Here is a 21,183-nt window from a genome sequence, read left to right as displayed (position 1 = left end):
TCGATTGGAACTGAGAGGCCTCGGCAGGACAACGTTCGCCGTGTCCCCGATTGGCTCTGAGAAGTGGCTCAGGCAGAATTCCTGACGATGAGCTTTCCCGGCAGTGTGACAGTCTCAGGGGGCAGCCGCCCGGTTATCATCTCGATGACAACCTTAACCATTTCGTCCTTCGGCTGCTCGTATGTGGAAAGGCCATAGACCGATGCTCCGCCCAGCTCGTAATTGTCGAAGCCGATGACGGCCATGTCCTGCGGCACACGCAAGCCAAACTGCCCGCGGATTTCGTCAAGCGCGCCGATGGCCAGGATGTCGTTCTCGCACATGAGGACGTCGACCCTATCCTTGGCATCCGTATTCTGAAGATAGTGGCGAACGGATTCTGCTCCGGCCTGCGCGCTATACCTTTCCGCCGATATCACCGCGGTCTCGTCTACGCCCTTCTGTTTCCAGAAATCGATGAAATGATGCCGGCGCCTGAGCGCCGTGGAGAGGGCCGGCGCCCCAGCCATGAACCCCGGACGCCGGTATCCCTTTTCATAAAGATGATCGACGATCTCCTTCAATGCCAGCTCGGCGTCACAGACAACGGCAGGCACGCCATAGATCTGGCTGTCCCTTGCCAGCACGAACATCGGCGGCATGCTCCGGCCCAGCCGCCTGTCATTCAACGTTTCGCTGCGAAAAGCAGTGCCGAACATGATGATGGCATCGACCTGGCGCTGATCCGCGTTGAGCAGGGCACGCACATGATCGAAGTGATTGTTGATGTTGATCAGCATGGCGACCAGCCCTTCAGCCTGCAGCCGATCGGTCAAAGTCTCCAGGAAGGGCAACTTCTGAGGGTTGGCAAAGTCGTCGACGAAGACCGCCACCTGATGCGTGAGATTGGTGGCCAAGCTGCGGGCGAGGAGGTTCGGCGAGTAGTTAAGCGCCGCTGCAGCCTGCAGAACCCTACGTTTGCTCTCCTCGGTAATCGATGCGCCCGGCGTGAACGCACGGATAACTGTCCATTTTGAGACGCCGGCCGCATCTGCCACGTTCTTCGCCGTTGCCCGCCTTCTCATGAAGCCTCCACAAAATGAAACGTCCATTCCATTTTCTGATTCCGTGAAATGAACGCTTGCTTTTAGCGCATCAAAAGCTATGATGCACGCGTTTGCACCCGGTAGCAAACACTTTTGCACCCGGTAGCATTCGCTTTTTTGCCGCCTCAGGAGGAGACGGCAACGTTAGGAGGAGCAGATGAAATCCATTCTAAAGAGACTCGCAGTCGGTGCCGTCATCCTCGGTGCAGCAGCTTCAGTGGCCATCAGCGCCAGAGCTGAGGATATTTCCATCATCGCGGTCACCCACGGACAGGCGTCAGATCCATTCTGGTCCATCGTGAAGAACGGGATGATGCAGGCCGGGAAGGACAGCAATGTCAAAGTCGACTATCGCGCTCCGGAAACCTTCGACATGGTGGCAATGGGCCAACTGATCGAGGCTGCCGCTAATCAGAAGCCTGCCGGCATCGTCATCTCGGACCCTGACCCGGATGCGCTCGGTCCGGCAATCGAGAAGGCTGTCGCGGCCGGCATTCCGGTGATTTCGATGAATTCAGGCATCTCGGCGGCAGAGAAGCTCGGCATCAAGCTGCATGTTGGCCAAGACGAAGGCCCAGCGGGCATCAAGGTCGGCGAGAAATTAAAATCCCTCGGCCTGAAGCACGTTCTCTGCGTCAACCAGGAAGTGGGCAATGCCGCTCTCGACCAGCGTTGCGCCGGCACCGAAAAGGGTTTTGAGGGCGGCAAGGTGACCGTGCTGCCGACAACGGCCGATCCGGCCGAAATCAAAGCGAAGATCCAGGCCGCGCTCACATCCGATCCGTCGATCGACGTGGTGCTCGGTCTCTCGGCCCCGCTCGTCGGCGAGCCTGCGGTCGCAGTCGTCGAGAAGATGGGCGTCGGCGACAAGGTGAAGGTTGCTTCCTATGACCTGTCGGCGGGCTTCCTGAAGGCGGTTGCCGACGGCAAGGCTTTGTTCGCGGTCGATCAGCAGCCCTACCTGCAAGGCTATCTGCCGGTGACGTTCCTCGCGCTCTATGCCCGCTACGGTACGATCCCCGCTGGCAATGTGCCCTCCGGTCCGAGCTTCGTCGAGAAGGACACGGCCGCTTCCGTCATTGAGAAATCCTCCCAGGGCATCCGCTAAGGAGAGCCGGGCGGTCCTCGCTTCGGCGGGGACCGCTCAATCTTCGTGCAGGACCGGAAGACCGCATCTGTACGGCTTGAGCTTGATAGAAATCGGGAGGAAACAATGACTCTGACCAAAGAACAGAGCACCGCCACAAGTCACTCCGATGAGCGACTGAAGAAAGTCTCGACGATGACCGCGCTCCTGCGGCGCCCCGAACTCGGCGCTGTTGCAGGCCTGGTGCTCGTGACCATCTTTTTCTTCTTCACCGCAAATCCGGCGATGTTCACGCTGGCCGGCATCATGAATTTCATGGCACCTGCCGCCCAACTCGGCATCCTTGCCATCGGCGCGGCTTTACTGATGATCGGCGGCGAATTTGATCTCTCGATCGGATCGATGGTGGCTTTTGCCGGGCTGGTCTTCGGCACAGCGCTCGTCGTTTGGCATGTGCCGCTCAGCGTTGCGATCCTGGTTGCCGTCGCCTTCGCCGTCTTCATCGGCGTCACCAACGCGCAGATCACGATGCGCACCGGCCTGCCGTCCTTCATCGTCACGCTGGCGTTTCTGTTCATCCTGCGCGGGCTGACCCTGGTCGGCCTAAAATGGGCGAGCGGCGGCTCCACCCAGCTTCGCGGCATGAAGGAGGCTGCCGCCGGCAGCCCGCTGGCGCCGTTCTTTTCGGGCGACGCCTTTTCCAGCCTGTTCTCGTGGCTCGCCGAGAAAGGCATCATCGAGGCATTTCCGAGCGGCGCTCCGAAAGTGCCGGGCATTCCCGTCGAGATTTTGTGGTTCATAGCGATCGCCCTGCTCGCGACGTGGGTCCTGTTGCGGACGCGTTTTGGCAACTGGATTTTTGCAGCCGGCGGCGATCCGCGCGCTGCCCGCAAATCCGCCGTGCCGGTTGCGCGGGTAAAGACGACGCTCTTCGTGATCACCGCGCTCTGCGCCACGCTGGTTGCCATCCTTACAGTTCTCGATGCTGGCTCGACCGACGCCCGCCGCGGCTTCCAGAAGGAGTTCGAGGCGATCATCGCTGCCGTCATCGGCGGGTGCCTGCTGACCGGCGGCTATGGCTCGGCAATCGGCGCCTTCTTCGGATCGATCGTGTTCGGCATGGTTCTGATCGGACTGACCTACACCTCGATCGACCAGGATTGGTACCTCGTCTTTCTGGGCGGCATGCTGCTGATCGCGGTGATTTTCAACAATGTCATCCGCAAGCGCGTAACGGGAGAACGCTGATGGCCACATCCCAAACGCCCCTCATTGAGGTCAAGGACATCGTCAAGCATTTCGGCTCGGTCATTGCGCTGAACGGTGTGTCGATGAGCGTGAATGCGCATGAGGTGCTCTGCTTGCTGGGCGATAACGGCGCCGGCAAGTCGACGCTGATCAACACGCTTGCCGGCGTGCACAAGCCGACGTCCGGACAATTCCTGGTCGAGGGGCAGCCCCGGCTCTTTGCGGGACCGCGCGATGCCCTCGATGCCGGCATTGCCACCGTTTATCAGGACCTCGCCATGATCCCGCTGATGTCGGTGACCCGCAACTTCTTCATGGGGCGCGAGCCCGTGGTCGGTTTCGGGCCTTTCAAACGCATGGACATGGAGCACGCCGACAACGTCACACGAGACGAGATGCACAGGATCGGCATCGACGTGCGCGACCCTCAGCAGGCTGTTGGAACGCTTTCAGGCGGCGAGCGTCAGTGTGTTGCGATTGCCCGCGCGGTTTATTTCGGCGCCAAGGTCCTCATCCTGGACGAGCCGACTTCCGCTCTTGGCGTTGCCCAGACCTCCATGGTGCTGAAGTACATCGGCCAGGTCCGCAACAAGGGTCTCGGCGTGATCTTCATCACCCACAATGTCCGTCACGCCTATGCCGTCGGCGACCGCTTCACGGTGCTCAATCGCGGCAAGACGCTCGGCACTTATAGGAAAGATCAGATCGGCATCGACGAGCTCCAGAACCTGATGGCAGGCGGCAAGGAGCTGCAGTCGCTCTCAGAGGAACTCGGCGGAACGATCTGATCGAGAGCTTTTCACATGTCGGTGCGGCGCAATCGCGCCGCACCACTCATCGTCATACCCACAATTCGAGAACCGCCAATGAGTGTATCCACGACCGCTCCCTTTCCCCTCGCAGCCTGCGCCGAGATGCTGTGGCGCGACAAGCCGATCGAATGGCGTGCCTCGCGCCTCAGGGAGATGGGCTTCGGCGTCGGCCTCTGGAATTGGCCGGAGCACGATCTCGCCAAGCTCGAGGCGACCGGAGCGACCTTCACGATCATGAACGGCTACCTTGCGGGCCGTCTGACCGATGATGAAGGTGCGGCCGAACTGATCAGAACGGCCCGCGAGACCGCACAGGTTGGCAAGCGCCTCGGGGTGCAGCGCCTCAACCTGCACGGCACGGGGCTTGGGGACAGGGGCCTCCCAGTTCAGCCCATCGAAGTCGTCACCGGTGCAATGTGGCTGAAGGCGCGTGACACTCTCTGCCGCGTCGTCGACCTAGCCGAGCAGGAAGGTGTCACCTTCACGATTGAAAATCTCAACCTGCCGGTCGACCACCCAGGCGTGCCCTTTGGCCGTGCCGAGGACACGCTCGCCCTGGTGTCGAGCATCGGCCATGCGCGACTTCGCCTGAACCTCGATCTCTACCACGCCCAGATCGGCGAGGGGAATTTGATCGAACTCTGCCGCAAGTGCCTGCCCTGGATCGGCGAGATCCAGGTGGCGGACGTTCCGGGCCGCTGCGAACCCGGCACCGGCGAGATTAACTGGCGTGGTGTCGCCAAAGCCCTGAAGGCAATGGATTATTCCGGCCCTGTCGGCATGGAAGCCTGGGCCGCCGGCGATCCCGACGCCGCGCTCGAAGCCTTCCGCGAGGCCTTCACGGTCTGACTTACCTCTCCAACCCATTTTTAGGATTGCTCGAATGCCCAAGAATAAGCCTGTCAGTGTCGGACTCATCGGCGCCGGTCGCATCGGTTCTTTCCACGGTGAGACCGTCGCGTGCCGCCTCGTCGGTGCCGATCTCGTTGGTATCGCTGATCCTGCGCCGGATGCGGCGTCCAACCTCGCTGAGAAGCTCGGCGTCGAAAGCGCCTACACGGATACGGCCGATCTCCTCTCTCATCCGGGGCTCGAGGCGGTGATTATAGCCACTCCCGCGCGGTTCCATACGAACGTCCTCGTGCAGGCGGCCGAAGCAGGCAAGGCGATCTTTTGCGAGAAGCCGATGGCATTGACCCTGGAGGATGCCGACCGGGCAATCGCCGCGGCGCGTTCGGCCGGGGTCCCACTTCAGGTGGGCTTCAACCGGCGCTGGGATCAGGCCTTTGCTGAGGGGCGAGCAGCGATTGATGCCGGGAAAGTCGGGACGCCGCAGCTCCTTCGCTCTCTCACGCGCGATCCAGGCCCGTTCGGCGCCGATCCGGCGCGGATCCCACTCTGGACCATCTTCTACGAGACGCTCATCCACGACTTCGACACGCTGTTGTGGCTCAATCCGGGCGCGCAGCCGGTAGAGGTGTCTGCTGTAGCCGACGCTTTAGTGCGGCCGGATTTCAGGGAAAACGGCTTCCTTGACACAGCGGTAGTCACAGTCCGGTTCGACAACGGCTCCATTGCCGTCGCCGAAGCAAACTTCTCGGCACTCTACGGCTATGACATCCGCGGCGAGGTCTTCGGCTCCGGCGGCATGGTGACCATGGGCGACGTTCGTCGCTCCAGCATGACGCTCTTCGACAAGAACGGCCTGTCGAACGATACCTGGCGCCGCGACACCGACCATTTCGTCCAAGGCTACACGGCGCAGCTCGCCTCGTTCGTTCGAGCCTCTCGTACCTGCAAAGTTGAAGGACCGACGGGCGAGGACGCGCGCAACGCTCTAAAAATTGCGCTTGCCTGCATCGAGTCCGTCTCGAAGAAGCAAGCCATTCCGCTGCGATAGAAGCTTCTGGAGCTACAGAGGAGTGTGGTCATGCACGAGGCCGTCAAACGACCAAGCGACGTGAGCGAACTCAAAGGCATGATTGCCTCACGGACGATCACACTTCCGGAGCAGCAGGAACAAGTTGCTCGGATGGCACTGGCGAAGCCAGACGTGATAGCTTTTGGCACCGTCGGCTCGATTGCCGCCGAATGCTCCGTCTCGCCCTCTACGGTGGTGCGCGCCGCCACGGGCCTCGGTTTCGCCGATTTTCGAGACTTCAGGCGTTTTTTTCGGCTGCACCTACGGAAGGCAACAAGCCTGAACGCTGGTTAGCTCCAACGAATGCAGGGATGGATCGGTCAGCGTCAGTCGTGTAGCATTGAAATTATTGAGGAATTTTGTCCGAGAGCGCTACCAAATTGCGCATAATTTACTATATATTTCAATAACTTATTCGATTTTTGGTAGCGGGAGAGCGCTACATCGCAACACCCACTATTGAGCAGGCATTCTTTTGCTACCGTCGGCATGCTGCATGACGGTCAATCGCGATCGCAACCGAGTTAGTGGCAATGATGATGGATCGGACAGATAGATGAATAATATCAGATAGTTGCGGGATGTCGTGTGCAAAAATCGCCCACGAAAGTTCTGTTTCTCTTCCTTTTTTCGTTCCCTCGACCGAGCCGCCGACCGTCGCATTCGGACGCCATTTTGCCGACGACATTTTAGGAGGCATCGGATGTGGACGGCAGCTTTGCGCCTCAAATAGGTCGCTCAGGGAGGTCGTTGGAATCCCTGAAACCAGACATTGCCGCGTTCGGACCGATACGCACTTTTTCGCTGTCTCTACTGAGGGCTAAGGGCGGCCGGATCGGCTGTCGGCCCATAGTCGGAGCACGGCAACATCTGCTGCGGTTGCTTGCGGTGGACAGCTTTCTCCAGCCACCGTGTACTGCACGAGGACCAAGAGCCGACTCCTTCGCAGTCTACCCTTGCTGTCGCGCTCTGCGTGAATGGCCTCGTCCAACCCCAAAAGACCTCTCTGTTGTCGATTCTGGTAAATAGATGTGTCCGAAAGGGTGCCGGTTTCATACCCGGGCATAATAGCGCGCCGGGCTTGCTCTGTTGTTAGGTTGGAGTGCCGTCGGAGAGTTCAGAACGGCGTCAAGGAGATAACCATGCGAGAATATACGTCCTCGCAATTCAGTCCAGATGGGTCGGTTCCTCCGTCTATGGACCCGCACCTGTGGTCATCGATCGTTCATGATTTCAACAACCTGCTCACGCCGGTGATGATTGCCCTGGAAGATTTGCAGCGCCGCCGCGCCGGCACCTCGAGAGAACTCGGAAAGATCGATGCTGCGATCTACTGCGCGTTTCGAGCGAAAGTTCTCGCCCGCCAACTTCTTGCGAATGCGCGACCACCACGGCAGGAGCTGACGGATATTTGCCAACTGCTTGAGCAGTTCCAGGTCGTACTTGCGAACGTCCTCTCACCGAGCATCAGGCTGACTCTGCACGTAGCGGGGAGTCTTCCGCTGGCCTTCATCGACCGAGAGCTCGTCGAACGAGCACTTCTCAATCTCGTCCTCAATGCACGCGATGCGATGCCTGCTGGCGGCGACATATCCATTGCCGCGGCCTTGGAGTTTCCACCTTCGAGCAAAACTGGTCCGCCAAAACAGATGATCCGGCTGTCCATCTCTGACAACGGCGTCGGGATGGATGACGGGACACTCAAAATGGCGGGTCGGAAGAATTTCTCAACAAAGGCGAACGGAAGTGGCCTTGGCCTCGCGGTCGTCAGGCGGATCGTGGAGAGCTTGAGCGGCAGATTCTCGATCATTAGCACCCTCGGCCATGGCACCACGATCGATCTGTGGCTGCCAGCAATTTCCGCGGATTTGAGAAACTGAATTCAAACCAGCCAAGATGGAATGCAACGATGGAACTTTCTGCTCTACTCGCAAAATGCTTGGCGGCACTTCGCCAGTTCGTGGCACCTCGCTACAGGCCAGAACATCACCAAATGCGCGACACTCGGCGCGCCATCTTGGTCGAATCGAAGCGGGTGCTGCCGCTCTTGCGCAACCCTCGCCGCTAGGCTCGTCATAGGCAAGTCTCTCTGTCGACAGCATTTACCGGGTGCGACCTTCGAAGCGATCTTGAAGTCGCCGACTCGGCGATGACCGGGCAGCCGCACCACGCATAACACCCGATCTAAAGGAGTCTCTATCATGCTACCTCTGCTGCAGGCATTGCATCGAATTGCTGCTCAGCGCGGCGATGGATTGCGGCCGGAATTTCTGCGGACGGCAGGGGAGGGAACGTCCCCACGCACCGTCGCGATTCGAACAGAGCTCGCCGCGCCGGCCGACTACTACCAAGCTCCTGTCGCATCGGGAGATGCGTCAAGCGGAGAGGAAATTGCGGCATGCGAACCTGGTCTCGCATAGCGCAACTCGTGCGATCGTCTGAGGACGACCTTCGATCCACGCTACCAGCCTGAGCTTCACGACATGCGGCCCAGGGTCTGCCTGCGGAGGCTGTGCAGCGATGGGCGACACCGAGTGCGTATCGAAAAACTTGCAAAGCGAGCGTCGGCAATGACGAAGCATCTTCTCGACCCTGAAGCCATCTCCAGCGCTGCGGCGAGCGGCGAGCTCCGATCGCCAGTGTCGGCCCCTTTGCCGCTTCTGACGCCGGTGACCTCGAATGAAATCGTACCGGTACCGCCGACCGGGCGCCGGAACTTCAAGCGTGTCCTTGCCGCAGTCGTGGTTCTGGCGGGCACCGCCGCGGCCGCCTACTACGGGCATGATTACTGGACGACAGGTCGATATCTGGAATCGACCGATGACGCCTATGTGAAGGCTGATTCGACGACAATTGCACCAAAGGTCTCGGGTTACATCGCCGAGGTGTTGGTCCGCGACAACCAGAAGGTTACGGTGGGGCAGGTCCTGGCGCGCATCGACGACCGCGACTTCCGCGCCGCGCTCGATCAGGCCCAAGCCGACATGCGGGCCGCCGAGGCGACCGTCCGAAATCTCGACGCTCAGATCGTGCTGCAGCGGGCGCTGATTGAGCAGGCGAGGGCAACAGTCGCTGCAACTCAGGCCTCGCTGAGGTTCGCCGCGGTTGACGCCGACCGTTACGCCACGCTGGCCAAGAGTGGCACTGGAACAACGCAGAAGGCCGAGGCCAGCCGCGCCGGGGCAGACCAGCTAGCAGCAGGGCTGGCGCGCGACCAAGCTGCGGTCGTTGCGGCTGAGGTCAGGATCGATGTTCTCGCTACCGAACGCGACAAGGCGCTTGCTCAGGTGGACCGTGCGCAGGCCGCCGGCGAGCAGGCTAGGCTCAATCTCTCCTATGCAACTATCACTGCGCCGGTCGACGGTACAGTCGGCGCGCGTACGCTGAGGATTGGCCAATATGTCGGAGCCGGCACTCAGCTGATGGCGGTGGTGCCGCAGAATGCCGTTTATGTGGTTGCCAATTTCAAGGAGACACAGCTCACTTATGTTCGCGGCGGTCAGCCGGTGCGTGTTGCCATCGACGGCTTTCCTGGCGTCGAGCTTGAGGGCCACGTCGACAGCTTGTCCCCGGCAAGCGGTCTCGAATTCGCACTCCTGCCGCCCGACAATGCGACCGGCAATTTTACCAAGATCGTGCAGCGCATCCCCGTGAAGATAATGATCGAGGACCAGGAGCTCGGTGGCCTGCTAAGGGCCGGCATGTCGGTCGAACCGACCATCGACACCAAGGCAACGGTGCTTGCCGCGGATGGCCTGTCCGCACGGCCCGCCACGCTATCCATCAATTGGAACACCGAGGCCGCGACGAAGCGCGCCGAGTAGGCATTAGCAGCCATGACAAGCATCGCGTCATCCATGCCGGCTCCGGCTCGACCTGCCCGGAACGAGACCGGAAGTGCTGGCACTGCCGCTTCACCGCGCGTCTGGGTGGCGGTGGTCGGCTCCTCCCTCGGCGCTTTCATGGCTGTGCTGAACATTCAGATCGTCAACGCCTCGCTGGCCGACATCCAGGGCGCCATCGGAGCCGGCATCGACGATGGCGGCTGGATCTCGACCGCCTATCTCATCGCGGAGATCGTGGTAATCCCGCTGACGGGATGGCTGTCCCAGGTCTTCTCGCTGCGCAACTATCTCATCGCCAACGCAGTACTATTCCTCGCCTTTTCAGTGGCTTGTGCCTTCGCCGCCAACCTCGGGCAGATGATCGTCTTGAGGGCCATCCAGGGTTTCACTGGCGGCGTGCTCATCCCGATGGCCTTCACCATCGTTATCACCCTGCTACCCAAGGCGAGACAGCCGATCGGACTGGCGCTCTTCGCAATGTCAGCAACCTTCGCGCCAGCGATAGGCCCGACGATCGGCGGCTACCTCACCGAGAACTGGGGCTGGCAGTATATCTTCTACGTCAACATCGTGCCCGGCGCGCTGATGGTCGGCATGCTGTGGTTCTCGCTCGACCGCCAGCCGATGCGGCTCGCCTTGCTCGGCGAGGGCGACTGGCCCGGAATCGCGACCATGGCCATCGGCCTCGCCGCGCTGCAGACGGTGCTCGAGGAAGGCAACAAGAACGACTGGTTCGGCTCGCTTTTCGTCCTGCGGCTGGCAATCGTCGCGGCCGTGTCGCTCTCGCTGTTCGTCTGGATCGAACTCACATCGAGCCATCCGCTGCTCAACCTGAGGCTGCTCCTGCGTCGCAATTTCGGCTTCGGCATCCTGGCCAATTTCATGCTGGGGACGGCGCTCTACGGCTCGGTCTTCATCCTCCCGGTGTATCTCGCGCGGATCCAAGGTTACAATGCCGAGCAGATCGGCTTGGTGCTCGCATGGACCGGCCTGCCGCAGCTGTTGCTGATCCCGCTGGTTCCCTACCTGATGCAGCGCTTCGACGTGCGCCTTGTGATTGTGACCGGCTTCGCACTCTTCGCCGCCTCGAATTTCATGAACGTGCACATGACCGCCGGCTACGCCAGTGACCAATTGTTCTGGCCGAACATTGTGCGGGCGATCGGCCAGGCCCTGGTTTTCGCACCGCTCTCGGCGATCGCAGTATCGGGCATCGAGCAGGAGAACGCCGGCTCGGCATCGTCTTTGTTCAACATGATCCGCAACCTCGGCGGCGCCGTCGGCATCGCGCTGCTGCAGACCTTCCTGACCAAGCGCCAGCAGTATCATTCGAACGTGCTGGTGCAGTCGATCTCATTGTTCGAAGAGGCAACGCGTTCCCGCATCGCGAAGCTCACCGCCTATTTCCTGTCGCATGGAGTCAGTGATCACGTGCTCGCCGCACAGAAAGGGGTGATCGCGATTGCGCTGAGAGTGAGGCAGCAGGCCTTCATTATGGCTTTCAGCGACACTTTCTTCCTGCTCGGGGTTGCCCTGGTGATCGCGCTCGCGGCCACTCTGCTTCTGAAGAAACCCGGCCATATTGAAGCCGGCGGCGCGCACTGAGCGGCTTGGCCGACGCGATCCGGTATGCGCACGAAGCGGCGTGGCGAAAGCGACCGCAAGCGTCACCAGAAGGCGATTGACGGTCGGAAGGAATAGCCGAACTGAAATGTCGCCGGCCTGTTTCATAGGGGGTCGGCGATGCTGGTTTAGTCGCTGGCTTCTGTGCACGCTTTTATCGCCTCAAGCGTCGCGATCACCCTGAGATTGTCGGATATTATTTCTTCCGAAAGTTCCTGCGGGTTGGTCCGCTCGAATTCGATCTCTTCGCGCAGCCGCGCGATCTCAGCCTTGTGGTTCGGTATGAGATTTTCGCGCCAATCCACGGAAATGCTCGCCATACCAAGAGCGCTCTTCCACGCTAATAGGCGCTGTAGCCGTCCTGACAACGTCCAGCGCACCCCAGATGACATGCCCGCGTTTAGACTTCGGGTTATTGCGGCGCTTGATCGAAATGGCGCGCGCGTTAATAAGCCGACACCGGATTCACTACGCGTGGCGTTCTACGAAAATCCTGGATTGATGAACCTTGGGAGAGTCCATCGGCGATCATGACCTGCTGATGGTCCGAGCGGCTAGGCTGCGTACACCGGTACGTTCTTGAGGGCGCGGGCGTTTCTAGCGGCCCAGTCGAGTGCGAAGTCCGCGACTTCCTCCCAGCCCGGCTGAAGACAGGTCCAGTGCGAGCGGTTGGGATATATCTTGAGTTCGGTCTTCGACGGCGCCTGCTTCTGCTTCTCGAAAATGGCTTTTGTCATCTTGGCCTGGGCAATCATGTCGATGCCACCGCCGATGAGCAGAAGAGGTGCGCGATTGGGGTTGTCCCAACGGATCTTCCCTGCGGCCGAAACCAGGCCGTCCCAGTAGATCTTCCCTGGCGTGGGGACGATGTAGCGGTCGTACATCGTGTTGACCTGCGCTGCCGGTAAGGTCTGTGCGAAGCGCGTGCTGAAAAACTTCCGCGACATGGTCATGACGCGGCGCCAGCTCCGCCAGGAAAAGAACACGGGGAAGGTCGACTTGATGGTCTGCCACCCGACCAGTACGCCGGAAGTCGGCGCGGGGTCGATGGCTACGCCGGCCACGCCGAGCCCGCGGTCAAGCAGATGCTGCATCACGGTACCGCCAAACGAGTGGCCGATCAGGATTGGTGGCTCGGGCAACGCGCGGATGAGCCGATCGTAGTGATTGATGAGCTCGTTGATACCGACCTGGGCGAGGGCGGGATTCGGGGAGGCACGCAGCTCGCTTGGAGATCGGTCGTCAAATGGCCAGGCCGGGGCGATGACGTTGTAGTCTCTGGCTTCGTAACGAGCCTTGAAGCCTTCCCAGCAGTGGGCGTTCAGCCAGGCGCCGTGGATCAGCATGATGGTCTTGGACATTAGTCTCTCCGTCGGTCTGATAGGCCCGCGCTTCGAATTTGCTCGATCGGCCAGCGCCGATAAGAGCCATGAGAACGCTATGTTGTGGGCGCACGCGCAGTCGACTGAATCAAGGCCATGGACGGCCAGTAGCGAAGAACAGGATATCCCACGTGCTGGTGTAGCGCCGACAGGCAAGAAGCACAGCCGCCTTTCGCTTGGATAGAGCCGACCTCCTTACGTTTTGCGCAGGGTCACTCAAGCTCCCGGAGGATCTGCCATAGACCTGAGAATGGCATCACCGACGCATCCGTTCGATGGTCATGAAGCCCGACGCGGCGCAGTATGCGGCTAGGACAAGCTATCGCTGGAGGCGTCTCATGGACCGTAACCTCCGAGCCGGAAAGTTTGACGACGTGGGAGAACCTGCGGGTCGCAGGTAAGCCGATGAGAAAGGCAAAGAAATTGAATACGAGCGCCAGCAACGACATTCGCGATCTTTTCGGGCAGAGGGACCGCGACGCAATGCTCAATACCCGCCATAGTCTCGACTTGTGGCACCATGGACAAGTAAGCATCGACCGTATCCTGCTCAGTTGCAGGCGGGCTCGATGCCCTGTGACCAAGCCTGGCCATCCGAAAACGTTGCTATATTCAGACAGCGTATCGCCGGTTGAAAACTCCCTGAACCGGGCTTTGCGATTCGGTATGGCCGGTGCAAGTGCCGCGTCAATTACGTTGGAGCAGCTCGCGTGGTAATGGCCCAAGACATTTTCACTGAGCCGAGCAACGTCGCACCGGACGACCTTGCAAATTTGGGTCCCTTGCGGCGGTTGGCCGGTGTCTGGCAGTCGGACAAGGGCGTGGACGTCAGCCCCAAAGAGAACGGGCCGGAGCGGCGCGTGTTTCGCGAGCGTATTCGCATGGATGCCATCGACCCGCAGACGAACGGACCGCAGCTGCTCTACGGCTTGCGCTATCACAGTCACATCAACACGCCTGGAGAGGCGATAACCCTGCATGACCAGGTCGGCTACTGGCTATGGGAGCCTGCAACGGGTCTGATCATGCAAAGTGTGACGATCCCGCGCGGTCTGGTCTTGCTCGCCTCCGGGTGGGCGAACCCGAGTGACACCAAGTTTTCGGTTACCGCCACACGCGGTGACACGCGGTACGGCATTCACGCAACGGAGTTCCTTGACGAAGCATTCCGCACCACGAGCTACCGCTGCGACATTGCTTTCAACGACGACGGAAGCTGGAGCTATCTCGTCCAGACCACCCTAATGATTAAAGGCCGCGACCAAGCGTTCAACCATTTTGATGCGAACACGCTTACGCTCGTCGGGACGCCGAGACCCAATCCGCTTGTTCTCAAACTGCAAGATCGCGCCCGAGCCTGACAACAGGCACGTCGCGGTTCGCGTCCTCGACTTTCCCCTTTTTGCCGCTGCCGGCGCCTCTGGTAGTTGACCTCCTACCACCTTGGGTAGCTCTGCAACGCCTCCTCGCGTTTATTGCGGGTGTACGCCCCCGATCGGCCGCCGAGTCCTCCTTCGTAGGCGTTTGCTGCTAGCGTTGTCGCGTTGGACTAAGCACTCCAGGTATCGAGTTCCAGCCCCCCGCCATTCCGACCTATACCGAGGCATAGGGTGAGCATCGATTCCCCTCGGTTCGATCAAACCTTGGCGTGGTAGCGCGGCTCATCACAATCCCGTTACGGTGGGTGCCGACGGTAACGCCACGCGTGGTGGTTCGGAAAAATGAACACTGAGTGCGGCTCGCGTTGCCGACGGCAGATGCCAAGCGCAGGTCACAGTTGACGTCTGGCGGCCGCGCGGCTGATAATACAGTGCGCGACAGCGGCAAATTTCGTGTCCAGCAGATTCTCCCGAGGTGAGATATGGGCGTGGCACAGTCAGAAACCGCGGAATGCCCCATGGCAATTCTGGTCGATGATGACGCAGAGGTGCGCGACGCCCTCAAGGAATTGCTGAATTCCGTGGGCATCGAGTCGATTTCGTTCTCTTCGACCCAGGAGGTGCTGGACGCGGAGTTACCGGATCGCCCGGCCTGCTTTGTCCTCGATGTGCGCATGCCGGGCCAGAGCGGCCTGGATCTCCAGCATCTTCTCCTGACGAAGGGAATACAGACTCCGGTCGTGTTCCTGACGGGCCATGGCGACATCGCCATGAGCGTGCAAGCGATGAAGACGGGAGCGGTCGACTTCCTGACCAAACCGGTGCGCGACCAGACCTTCCTTGACGCGGTATCGGTAGCCGTCGCTACTGACAAAGCGCGCAGGGCGGCCTCGACCGCGGCGCGCAAAACCATGGCGCTTTACGAGACCCTCACTCCACGGGAACGCGAGGTGCTGAGATTTGTGGTCGCTGGGGCAATGAACAAGCAAATTGCATTCGACCTTGGCATCAGCGAAATCACCGTGAAGCTCCATCGGAGCAACATGATGAAGAAGATGAATGCAAGGTCCCTCACTCACCTCTTGGGGGCCTGGCAGTCGATGCCGGCTGAGATGCGTTGAACGCTGTTCGAATATGCGCTGCCGCTGTAGCGGGTTCGTTCGCATCCCACGCGATACGCCTCGGACAAATGGGCTGCAACGGACCGGGATCGCGAGACCCGAGCAGATGCGGTCGCGAGAGGGTCTCGAATGGAGCTAAGGTCAATTAGGCAGCGCCGCGTCGTCGCCGGGGCGATCGGCACTGGGAGCGTTTTGCTCGCGCTGTTTACCGGCGAGCCATCTGGGCTGCTGGTTGCAATTGCGGCTGTGTGCATTTGCCTCGGCTGGAAAGCTGGACTGGCAGCGACTGCCGCAGGCGGCCTGATTTGCGCATTGATCCTGATGGCGCCGGGCTACGCGGTCGAACCCGGCCTCGTCAGGTTTGTGGCATTTGTTGCGGCGACGTTTGGGCTGTGGCTCGTGATCAAGATTTTCAGAACCATCAGTTTTTATGACCGCGTCTATCAGGGCGCCGGGCCCAACGTCACGGATATTCCAGGTCTCGGATGGTCGGCATATCCTGATGGCCGCCTTCGATTCGTCAACAGCGCTGTCCTCGACTACCTCGGAGTCACGGTCGAGGAGATGCGTGAGATCATGGATGCCGACGACTTTTCCTGGTGGCTGAGATTTGTTCATCCAGACGATGTTGATACGAGCATGGCGCAATGGCGCCACAGCGTGGAGACGGGCGAGCCGATGCTCGCGGAGCAGCGTTTACGCCGGTTCGATGGCAGCTATCGATGGTTTCGCGACTCGGGTGTCGCCTCGCGCGATGAGCGCGGGCGAATTGTCGGCTGGTATGGTCATACCGAAGACATCGACGACCGGCGAAAAGCGGAAGCCGCGCTCCGGCAGAGCGAGCGGGAGCTCAGGCTACTGGTCGATACGGTTCCCACTATGATCTGGCTAATGACGCCGGCGGGATTGCCCTACTATTTCAACAAGCGGTTCGTCGACTGGGCAGGTATCGAGTCAGCCAAGGAACCGCGAGGCACGCGGCAATTCGCATCGCATGTGGAACTGTTCCACCCTGATGATCGCGCGGCCGTCAAGGCCGTGTTCCAGAAGTCGTTTGCCCGTGGAGAGGCGCTCCAGCACAAGGCTCGGCTGTGCCGGAAGGACGGCGAATATCGCTGGATCGATTCGCGGTTCGAACCGCTGCGCGACGAAGATGGCACTATCGTTCGCTGGTACGGCGTCAACTTCGACATTGACGACCAGGTTCGCGCCCAGGAGGCGCTGCGTTTGGCGGACGAGAGGCTTGCGCGCGCCCTGCGCGCCGCCAGCCTGTCTGAACTCTCGGTGTCTATCGCACATGAGCTCAATCAGCCGCTGCAGGCGGTCGTGGCCAATGCCGGCGCGTTTCAGAGGTGGCTGACTGCGGATCCGCCAAATTTCGATCACGCCGGCCGGGTCGCTCAGAAAATCATCAGAAACGCCGACGCCGCGGCGCAGGTGATCGGACGCATTCGGTCTCTGTTCAGCAAGACCGAGGGCGAACCGCAGCCGCTCGATCTTAATGCTCTGATCCGCGAAGTGTGTGAGCTCATGGGCGACAGGCTCGCATCGAGCCGCGTCATGCTGGAGCTCGACCTGGATCCCGAGCTCCCTGCGACGGCTGCCGATCACGTCCAGATGGAGCAGGTCGTCCTCAACCTTGTCCGCAACGGCATAGAAGCGATGCAGGACGTCAGCACCACCGCGCGAAGCTTGCGGATCGTATCGCGCGGTCAGGATGACGGAACCGTCGAGGTCGAAGTGCGAGATCGCGGCCGCGGGCTCAGCGATCCGGAACGCATTTTCGAGGCGTTCTACACGACCAAACCGGATGGAATGGGAATGGGCCTGCCAATCTGCCGTTCCATCGTCGAGGCGCACTATGGCCGGGTTTGGGCGAAAAATGTCGAGGGTGGAGGAGCATCCATCATCTTTAGCCTCCCCATCCGCGCTGCCGATCCGTCCGCGACACGCTCCGCCGCGACGATAAGCGCCTAATTGTGTGCGCCTTCAGAGACTGATTCGGCGATCGGCCAACGACTGCCCGATCTCGATGAGCGCGTTGGCCAGAATGTACAAGATCCCGAAAACAATCGCGACGCCCAGCACTGCCGGGAGATCGGCGCTGGCAAAAGCCTGGACCGTATAGAGACCCAGACCCGGCCAGCCGAAAATGCGTTCGACCACTAGCAAATTGCCGAAGAGAAGCCTGATCTGCAAGCCGAGCATGGACAGCGGGGCCGTGGCCGCATTGCGTAAACCATGACGCAACAGCACCGTTGTCTCGCTGAGACCCTTGCCGCGTGCCGTGCGAACGAAGGCCTGGTTCATAACATCATGAAGCGCACCGTTCAGGCTTCGCCCAACCGCAATGCCAATGGGTAATGCCAATGCAAGCGCCGGCAGGATCAAATGCAGCAGCGCGTCCCCAATGACGTCAGGTCGGCCGAGAAGTAGTCCATCGATGATGTTGAGCCCCGTCGGGCCTGCGAAGTCTGGGTAGGCAAGCCGACCGGCTCCGGGGAGCCATTCGAGCCGAAACCAGAAAAAATATGCCAGAAGCAAGGCCGACAGAAATACCGGCGTGGATCCTAGCCCCACCATGGCCAGTCTTATGCCGCCCGATCCCGGAATCAGAAACTGAAGCGTCGCCATGATGATTGCCAGCGCCATTCCCAAAAAGATCGACGCGAGTACAAGCTCGAGCGAAGCGGGAAGAAATTGCCGTATGTCGTCGGACACCGCTTGCCGCGTTCTCACCGACGTCCCCAGGTCGCCGTGCGCAAGGCGCCATAGAAAGCGCCCGTACTGAACGACAGCCGGGTCGTCCAGTCCGAGGTGCTCGCGCATCGCTTCGACCGTCTCCAGCGGGGCGTTCGGCCCGGCTACGGCACGCGCGGGATCGGCGGGGATAATGCTCTGGAGACCGAAGACGATGAAGCTCATCAACAGGAGAACGGCGATAGCGCCGGCAACGCTCTTGGCGAGATAAGACAACATTTACACCCCCCTCAGCGCGGCGCGAACGCCGTCGCCCGCAAGGTTGGCGAGGAGGCAGAGGAGAAATATGATCGCCGCAGGCAGCATCGGCAGCCACCAATGGACGGTAAGACTGTCGAGAGTGCGCGATGTCATCGCTCCCAGTTCGGGCGCCGGTGCAGGCAATCCAAGACCAAGGAACGACATCAGCGACAACGTCATGATAACGTTGGCGACATCCAGCGAGGCCGCGATGAGCAGCGCCGGGACCACCCCTGGCAGCAAATAGCGCCAAAGGAGGCGCTGCCCGCCGACCCCCCCGATACGTGCCGCCTCGAAATGTGGCCGGGCCTTGAGGCGCCGAATTTCATCACGAGATATGCGCGCGTACCAAGGCCACCAGACAATGGCGATCGCGATCATCGTGTTGACGAGCCCGGGTCCGAGCGTGGCCACCACAGCGAGTGAGATGAGTGTCGATGGCAGCACGAGGAACAGGTCGCCGAGCCGCATGACGACTAGATCAACCTTGTCGCCCATCAGTCCCGAAATCATTCCGACCAGGGACCCCACAGTGAGAGTGAACGCGATAACGGAAAGTCCTGGCAGCCACGTGTATTGAACGCCGAGGATAACCCGCGAGAACAGGTCGCGGCCGATCTCGTCGGTGCCGAACCAATGTCCAGCCGATGGCGGCAGATAGGCTACCGCGACACGCAGTTGCGGGTCGAATGGAGTTATCCAGGGCGCCAGCACGGCCGCAACGGTCACGGCAGGTACGCCGATAATGCCAACGCTTCCAAGCCAACCGGCTCGCCGGAAGAAATCCCGCCAGTTGAACCGGGGCCGCGCAGGCATCGTATCGGTGCTCCGCCTTTCGATCATCGTCTGTCTCCGGCCTGCAGGCTCGGCATGGCCGCGATGAGAGACCGCGTGTAGGCGGATTGTGGTGCTGCGATGATGGCATCCGGATCGGCAACCTCGACCAGCTCGCCGTCCTTCAGCACCGCGACACGATCGGCGATGATCCTGGCGGCGGCCAGGTCGTGGGTCACGAATAGCATCGCCATGTCGAGCCGCCGCCGAAGGTCGCTGAGAAGGTTCAAGGTGGTGGCCGCCAGCGACACATCCATGGCGCTGATCGGCTCATCGCAGAGCAGGAGCCCTGGAGGGACGATAACAGCGCGAGCCAAAACAGCGCGCTGGCACTGACCGACCGACATCTCGGCCGGTAGCGCGTCCATCAGGATCGGATCGAGGCCCACCAGCTTCATTGCCTCGCCGACGCGACGGCGACCGTAGTCACTCTCGAGCGAAACGGCCCGCAGACGCTCGCCAATCTGCTCGCCAATCGTGAGCCACGGCGTTAGCGCCGCCACCGGATCTTGAAACACGACTTGCGGAGGAAGCTTGTCGAACCGTGTGACGGTGCCGCTCTCGGGAACCACGAGCCCGGCGGCGATCCTTAGAAGGGTCGTCTTGCCGGCCCCACTCTCGCCCACCAGCGCCACACACTCGCCCAGCTTGATCGACAGGTTGACTGATTTGAGGGCGGGGTGAGGTCGACGTTGTCCCCAAAACGATCGTGGGCCAGTCGGATAAGACTTTCCGACGTGGAACAGCCTCAAAGCGGCGGTCTCCTGAATCGCCTGGGCCGGCCAGGGTTCACCAGGACGCTGCGCCGACACAAACCGTGTTTGTTCGTGGTGAAGACAGGCGACTGCGCCCGAGTGGACCGTAGCAGGCGTTAGTGGCGGGCGGATCGCTGTGCAATCTGGCTGGGCGATCGGGCATCGCGTCGCGTAGGCGCAGGCGTTCTCGAAATTTATGGAGGCCGTGCGCTCCGGCGGGAGCGTGGGAAGCGGTCGTCGCCGATCGGAGTCCAGATCGAAGCGAGCAGCGAGCAGGCCGGCCGAATAGGGGTGGGCGGCGTTGCGCGCCACGTCCAGCATGCGGCCCGTTTCGACGATGCGTCCGGCGTAGAGAACAAGGACGCGGTCGGCCAGCGAGGCCGCCACGCTCAAATCATGCGTAATGAACAGAATTGCCGTCTGCTGCTCGCGCGCGAGATCGCGCAAGAGATCGAGGATCTGAGCCTGGGTGGTGACGTCGAGCGCGGTGGTCGGTTCGTCGGCGACGAGCAGCTTCGGTTTCGCCATCATCGCCATGGCAATGAGCACACGCTGACGCTGTCCTCCCGACAGGCGATGCGGAAGCGCATCAGCAATCCGGTCCGGGTCGGGCAGTCCGGTTCGGCTGAGCCAGTCGTCGATTGACCCTTCATTGGATTCCCGCAACTGGCGGCGGATCGTCATGGTGGGGTTGAGCGCGCTCATCGGATCTTGCGAGATCGCGCGAATCAGGTGGCGTCGCGCCGACTGCCAGGTGCGCCGTCCCGCGCCGACAAGTTCGATCCCGGCAAGCCGAATCGAGCCCGCCACCAGGGGCCGATATTCGCGGGGCAACAGCCCCTGAAGCGTCAACCCAATGCTGGTCTTGCCGGAACCGCTTTCTCCGACGAGCGCGACGATCTCGCCGGCAAACATATCGAAACTAATGGAGTTGAGGACGCGGGAAGGACGGCCTTCGCGGCTGAGAGTAAGTGAGAGGTCCTTGATGGCGAGGACGGATTGGGCCACGGGTTCGGACATTCGGTGCGGAACCTTGACCATTTTATCCTGCGAGCCCGACCTGCTCCCGAACCAACCGAATGGTTCGGAGT

At 60.9% G+C, this 21,183-nt stretch carries 18 protein-coding genes; 12 read left to right on the top strand and 6 right to left on the bottom strand.

Going from position 1 to position 21,183, the window contains the following annotated elements; translation table 11 throughout:
• Window positions 1-68: 68 nt before the first annotated feature.
• A complete protein-coding gene (locus MAFF_RS05180) occupies window positions 69-1,064 on the bottom strand; it encodes a LacI family DNA-binding transcriptional regulator (RefSeq protein WP_010909829.1) in 996 nt (331 codons plus the stop codon).
• A 178-nt stretch (window positions 1,065-1,242) separates the two neighbouring features.
• On the opposite strand from MAFF_RS05180, the gene MAFF_RS05175 reads away from it, so the two are divergent.
• From MAFF_RS05175 to MAFF_RS05135, 9 genes are all read left to right on the top strand, one after another.
• Window positions 1,243-2,193, top strand: coding sequence for a sugar ABC transporter substrate-binding protein (locus MAFF_RS05175; protein WP_010909828.1), 951 nt, complete (start codon window positions 1,243-1,245; stop codon window positions 2,191-2,193).
• A gap of 105 nt (window positions 2,194-2,298) precedes the next feature.
• Window positions 2,299-3,420, top strand: a complete 1,122-nt coding sequence (locus MAFF_RS05170; RefSeq protein WP_010909827.1) for an ABC transporter permease — start codon at window positions 2,299-2,301, stop codon at window positions 3,418-3,420.
• Complete coding sequence (locus MAFF_RS05165) at window positions 3,420-4,208, top strand: ATP-binding cassette domain-containing protein (protein WP_010909826.1); 789 nt, start codon at window positions 3,420-3,422, stop codon at window positions 4,206-4,208. The genes MAFF_RS05170 and MAFF_RS05165 overlap by 1 nt, the downstream gene beginning before the upstream one ends.
• A gap of 78 nt (window positions 4,209-4,286) precedes the next feature.
• Window positions 4,287-5,081 carry a hydroxypyruvate isomerase family protein gene (locus MAFF_RS05160; protein ID WP_044547776.1) on the top strand — a complete coding sequence of 265 codons (795 nt, stop codon included), beginning with the start codon at window positions 4,287-4,289 and terminating at the stop codon, window positions 5,079-5,081.
• Between the two features lie 34 nt (window positions 5,082-5,115).
• The gene (locus MAFF_RS05155) at window positions 5,116-6,132 is read left to right on the top strand and encodes a Gfo/Idh/MocA family oxidoreductase (RefSeq protein ID WP_010909824.1); all 1,017 of its coding nucleotides are present in this window, start codon (window positions 5,116-5,118) and stop codon (window positions 6,130-6,132) included.
• A 30-nt stretch (window positions 6,133-6,162) separates the two neighbouring features.
• Window positions 6,163-6,447, top strand: a complete 285-nt coding sequence (locus MAFF_RS05150; RefSeq protein WP_044547773.1) for a transcriptional regulator — start codon at window positions 6,163-6,165, stop codon at window positions 6,445-6,447.
• Window positions 6,448-7,295: 848 nt separating this feature from the next.
• The gene (locus MAFF_RS05145) at window positions 7,296-8,033 is read left to right on the top strand and encodes an ATP-binding protein (RefSeq protein ID WP_157865917.1); all 738 of its coding nucleotides are present in this window, start codon (window positions 7,296-7,298) and stop codon (window positions 8,031-8,033) included.
• Window positions 8,034-8,723: 690 nt separating this feature from the next.
• The gene (locus MAFF_RS05140) at window positions 8,724-9,977 is read left to right on the top strand and encodes an HlyD family secretion protein (protein ID WP_010909820.1); all 1,254 of its coding nucleotides are present in this window, start codon (window positions 8,724-8,726) and stop codon (window positions 9,975-9,977) included.
• Window positions 9,978-9,989: 12 nt separating this feature from the next.
• Window positions 9,990-11,603, top strand: a complete 1,614-nt coding sequence (locus tag MAFF_RS05135) for an MDR family MFS transporter (protein WP_010909819.1) — start codon at window positions 9,990-9,992, stop codon at window positions 11,601-11,603.
• A gap of 146 nt (window positions 11,604-11,749) precedes the next feature.
• Here MAFF_RS05135 and MAFF_RS05130 read toward each other — a convergent pair whose 3' ends face one another.
• Complete coding sequence (locus tag MAFF_RS05130; RefSeq protein WP_044547768.1) at window positions 11,750-11,941, bottom strand: hypothetical protein; 192 nt, start codon at window positions 11,939-11,941, stop codon at window positions 11,750-11,752.
• A gap of 234 nt (window positions 11,942-12,175) precedes the next feature.
• The gene (locus tag MAFF_RS05125; RefSeq protein ID WP_010909817.1) at window positions 12,176-12,982 is read right to left on the bottom strand and encodes an alpha/beta hydrolase; all 807 of its coding nucleotides are present in this window, start codon (window positions 12,980-12,982) and stop codon (window positions 12,176-12,178) included.
• Between the two features lie 737 nt (window positions 12,983-13,719).
• On the opposite strand from MAFF_RS05125, the gene MAFF_RS05115 reads away from it, so the two are divergent.
• The 3 genes from MAFF_RS05115 (at window position 13,720) to MAFF_RS05105 (ending at window position 17,480) form a co-directional block, all read left to right on the top strand.
• On the top strand, window positions 13,720-14,364 hold the full coding sequence (locus tag MAFF_RS05115) for an FABP family protein (protein ID WP_044547764.1): 645 nt from the start codon (window positions 13,720-13,722) through the stop codon (window positions 14,362-14,364).
• Between the two features lie 500 nt (window positions 14,365-14,864).
• Complete coding sequence (locus tag MAFF_RS05110) at window positions 14,865-15,503, top strand: response regulator transcription factor (protein ID WP_010909815.1); 639 nt, start codon at window positions 14,865-14,867, stop codon at window positions 15,501-15,503.
• Between the two features lie 192 nt (window positions 15,504-15,695).
• A complete protein-coding gene (locus tag MAFF_RS05105; RefSeq protein ID WP_244420722.1) occupies window positions 15,696-17,480 on the top strand; it encodes a PAS domain-containing sensor histidine kinase in 1,785 nt (594 codons plus the stop codon).
• A 12-nt stretch (window positions 17,481-17,492) separates the two neighbouring features.
• Here the strand turns inward: MAFF_RS05105 and MAFF_RS05100 are convergent, their stop codons facing one another.
• Genes MAFF_RS05100 through MAFF_RS05090 form a run of 3 tightly spaced genes read right to left on the bottom strand, consistent with a single transcriptional unit; the run spans window position 17,493 to window position 21,133 of the window.
• Window positions 17,493-18,482 (bottom strand): ABC transporter permease, encoded by a 990-nt coding sequence (locus MAFF_RS05100; protein WP_010909813.1) that lies wholly within the window; start codon window positions 18,480-18,482, stop codon window positions 17,493-17,495.
• Complete coding sequence (locus tag MAFF_RS05095; RefSeq protein ID WP_010909812.1) at window positions 18,483-19,346, bottom strand: ABC transporter permease; 864 nt, start codon at window positions 19,344-19,346, stop codon at window positions 18,483-18,485.
• Window positions 19,343-21,133, bottom strand: coding sequence for an oligopeptide/dipeptide ABC transporter ATP-binding protein (locus MAFF_RS05090; RefSeq protein ID WP_010909811.1), 1,791 nt, complete (start codon window positions 21,131-21,133; stop codon window positions 19,343-19,345). Before MAFF_RS05090 ends, MAFF_RS05095 begins: the two co-directional genes overlap by 4 nt.
• Window positions 21,134-21,183: the final 50 nt, after the last annotated feature.

The sequence above is a fragment of the Mesorhizobium japonicum MAFF 303099 genome (assembly GCF_000009625.1).
In the GTDB taxonomy this organism is placed as follows: Bacteria; Pseudomonadota; Alphaproteobacteria; order Rhizobiales; family Rhizobiaceae; genus Mesorhizobium; species Mesorhizobium japonicum.
The sequence above is the reverse complement of the archived record's forward strand: the minus strand, read 5'-3'. Positions and strand labels throughout refer to the sequence as shown.

What these genes read in the sequence shown, in the direction of transcription:
- MAFF_RS05180 (WP_010909829.1), bottom strand. Translation starts at nt 1,064, where the DNA reads ATGAGAAGGCGGGCAACGGCGAAGAACGTGGCAGATGCGGCCGGCGTC.
- MAFF_RS05175 (WP_010909828.1), top strand. Translation starts at nt 1,243, where the DNA reads ATGAAATCCATTCTAAAGAGACTCGCAGTCGGTGCCGTCATCCTCGGT.
- MAFF_RS05170 (WP_010909827.1), top strand. Translation starts at nt 2,299, where the DNA reads ATGACTCTGACCAAAGAACAGAGCACCGCCACAAGTCACTCCGATGAG.
- MAFF_RS05165 (WP_010909826.1), top strand. Translation starts at nt 3,420, where the DNA reads ATGGCCACATCCCAAACGCCCCTCATTGAGGTCAAGGACATCGTCAAG.
- MAFF_RS05160 (WP_044547776.1), top strand. Translation starts at nt 4,287, where the DNA reads ATGAGTGTATCCACGACCGCTCCCTTTCCCCTCGCAGCCTGCGCCGAG.
- MAFF_RS05155 (WP_010909824.1), top strand. Translation starts at nt 5,116, where the DNA reads ATGCCCAAGAATAAGCCTGTCAGTGTCGGACTCATCGGCGCCGGTCGC.
- MAFF_RS05150 (WP_044547773.1), top strand. Translation starts at nt 6,163, where the DNA reads ATGCACGAGGCCGTCAAACGACCAAGCGACGTGAGCGAACTCAAAGGC.
- MAFF_RS05145 (WP_157865917.1), top strand. Translation starts at nt 7,296, where the DNA reads ATGCGAGAATATACGTCCTCGCAATTCAGTCCAGATGGGTCGGTTCCT.
- MAFF_RS05140 (WP_010909820.1), top strand. Translation starts at nt 8,724, where the DNA reads ATGACGAAGCATCTTCTCGACCCTGAAGCCATCTCCAGCGCTGCGGCG.
- MAFF_RS05135 (WP_010909819.1), top strand. Translation starts at nt 9,990, where the DNA reads ATGACAAGCATCGCGTCATCCATGCCGGCTCCGGCTCGACCTGCCCGG.
- MAFF_RS05130 (WP_044547768.1), bottom strand. Translation starts at nt 11,941, where the DNA reads ATGGCGAGCATTTCCGTGGATTGGCGCGAAAATCTCATACCGAACCAC.
- MAFF_RS05125 (WP_010909817.1), bottom strand. Translation starts at nt 12,982, where the DNA reads ATGTCCAAGACCATCATGCTGATCCACGGCGCCTGGCTGAACGCCCAC.
- MAFF_RS05115 (WP_044547764.1), top strand. Translation starts at nt 13,720, where the DNA reads ATGGCCCAAGACATTTTCACTGAGCCGAGCAACGTCGCACCGGACGAC.
- MAFF_RS05110 (WP_010909815.1), top strand. Translation starts at nt 14,865, where the DNA reads ATGGGCGTGGCACAGTCAGAAACCGCGGAATGCCCCATGGCAATTCTG.
- MAFF_RS05100 (WP_010909813.1), bottom strand. Translation starts at nt 18,482, where the DNA reads ATGTTGTCTTATCTCGCCAAGAGCGTTGCCGGCGCTATCGCCGTTCTC.
- MAFF_RS05095 (WP_010909812.1), bottom strand. Translation starts at nt 19,346, where the DNA reads ATGATCGAAAGGCGGAGCACCGATACGATGCCTGCGCGGCCCCGGTTC.
- MAFF_RS05090 (WP_010909811.1), bottom strand. Translation starts at nt 21,133, where the DNA reads ATGGTCAAGGTTCCGCACCGAATGTCCGAACCCGTGGCCCAATCCGTC.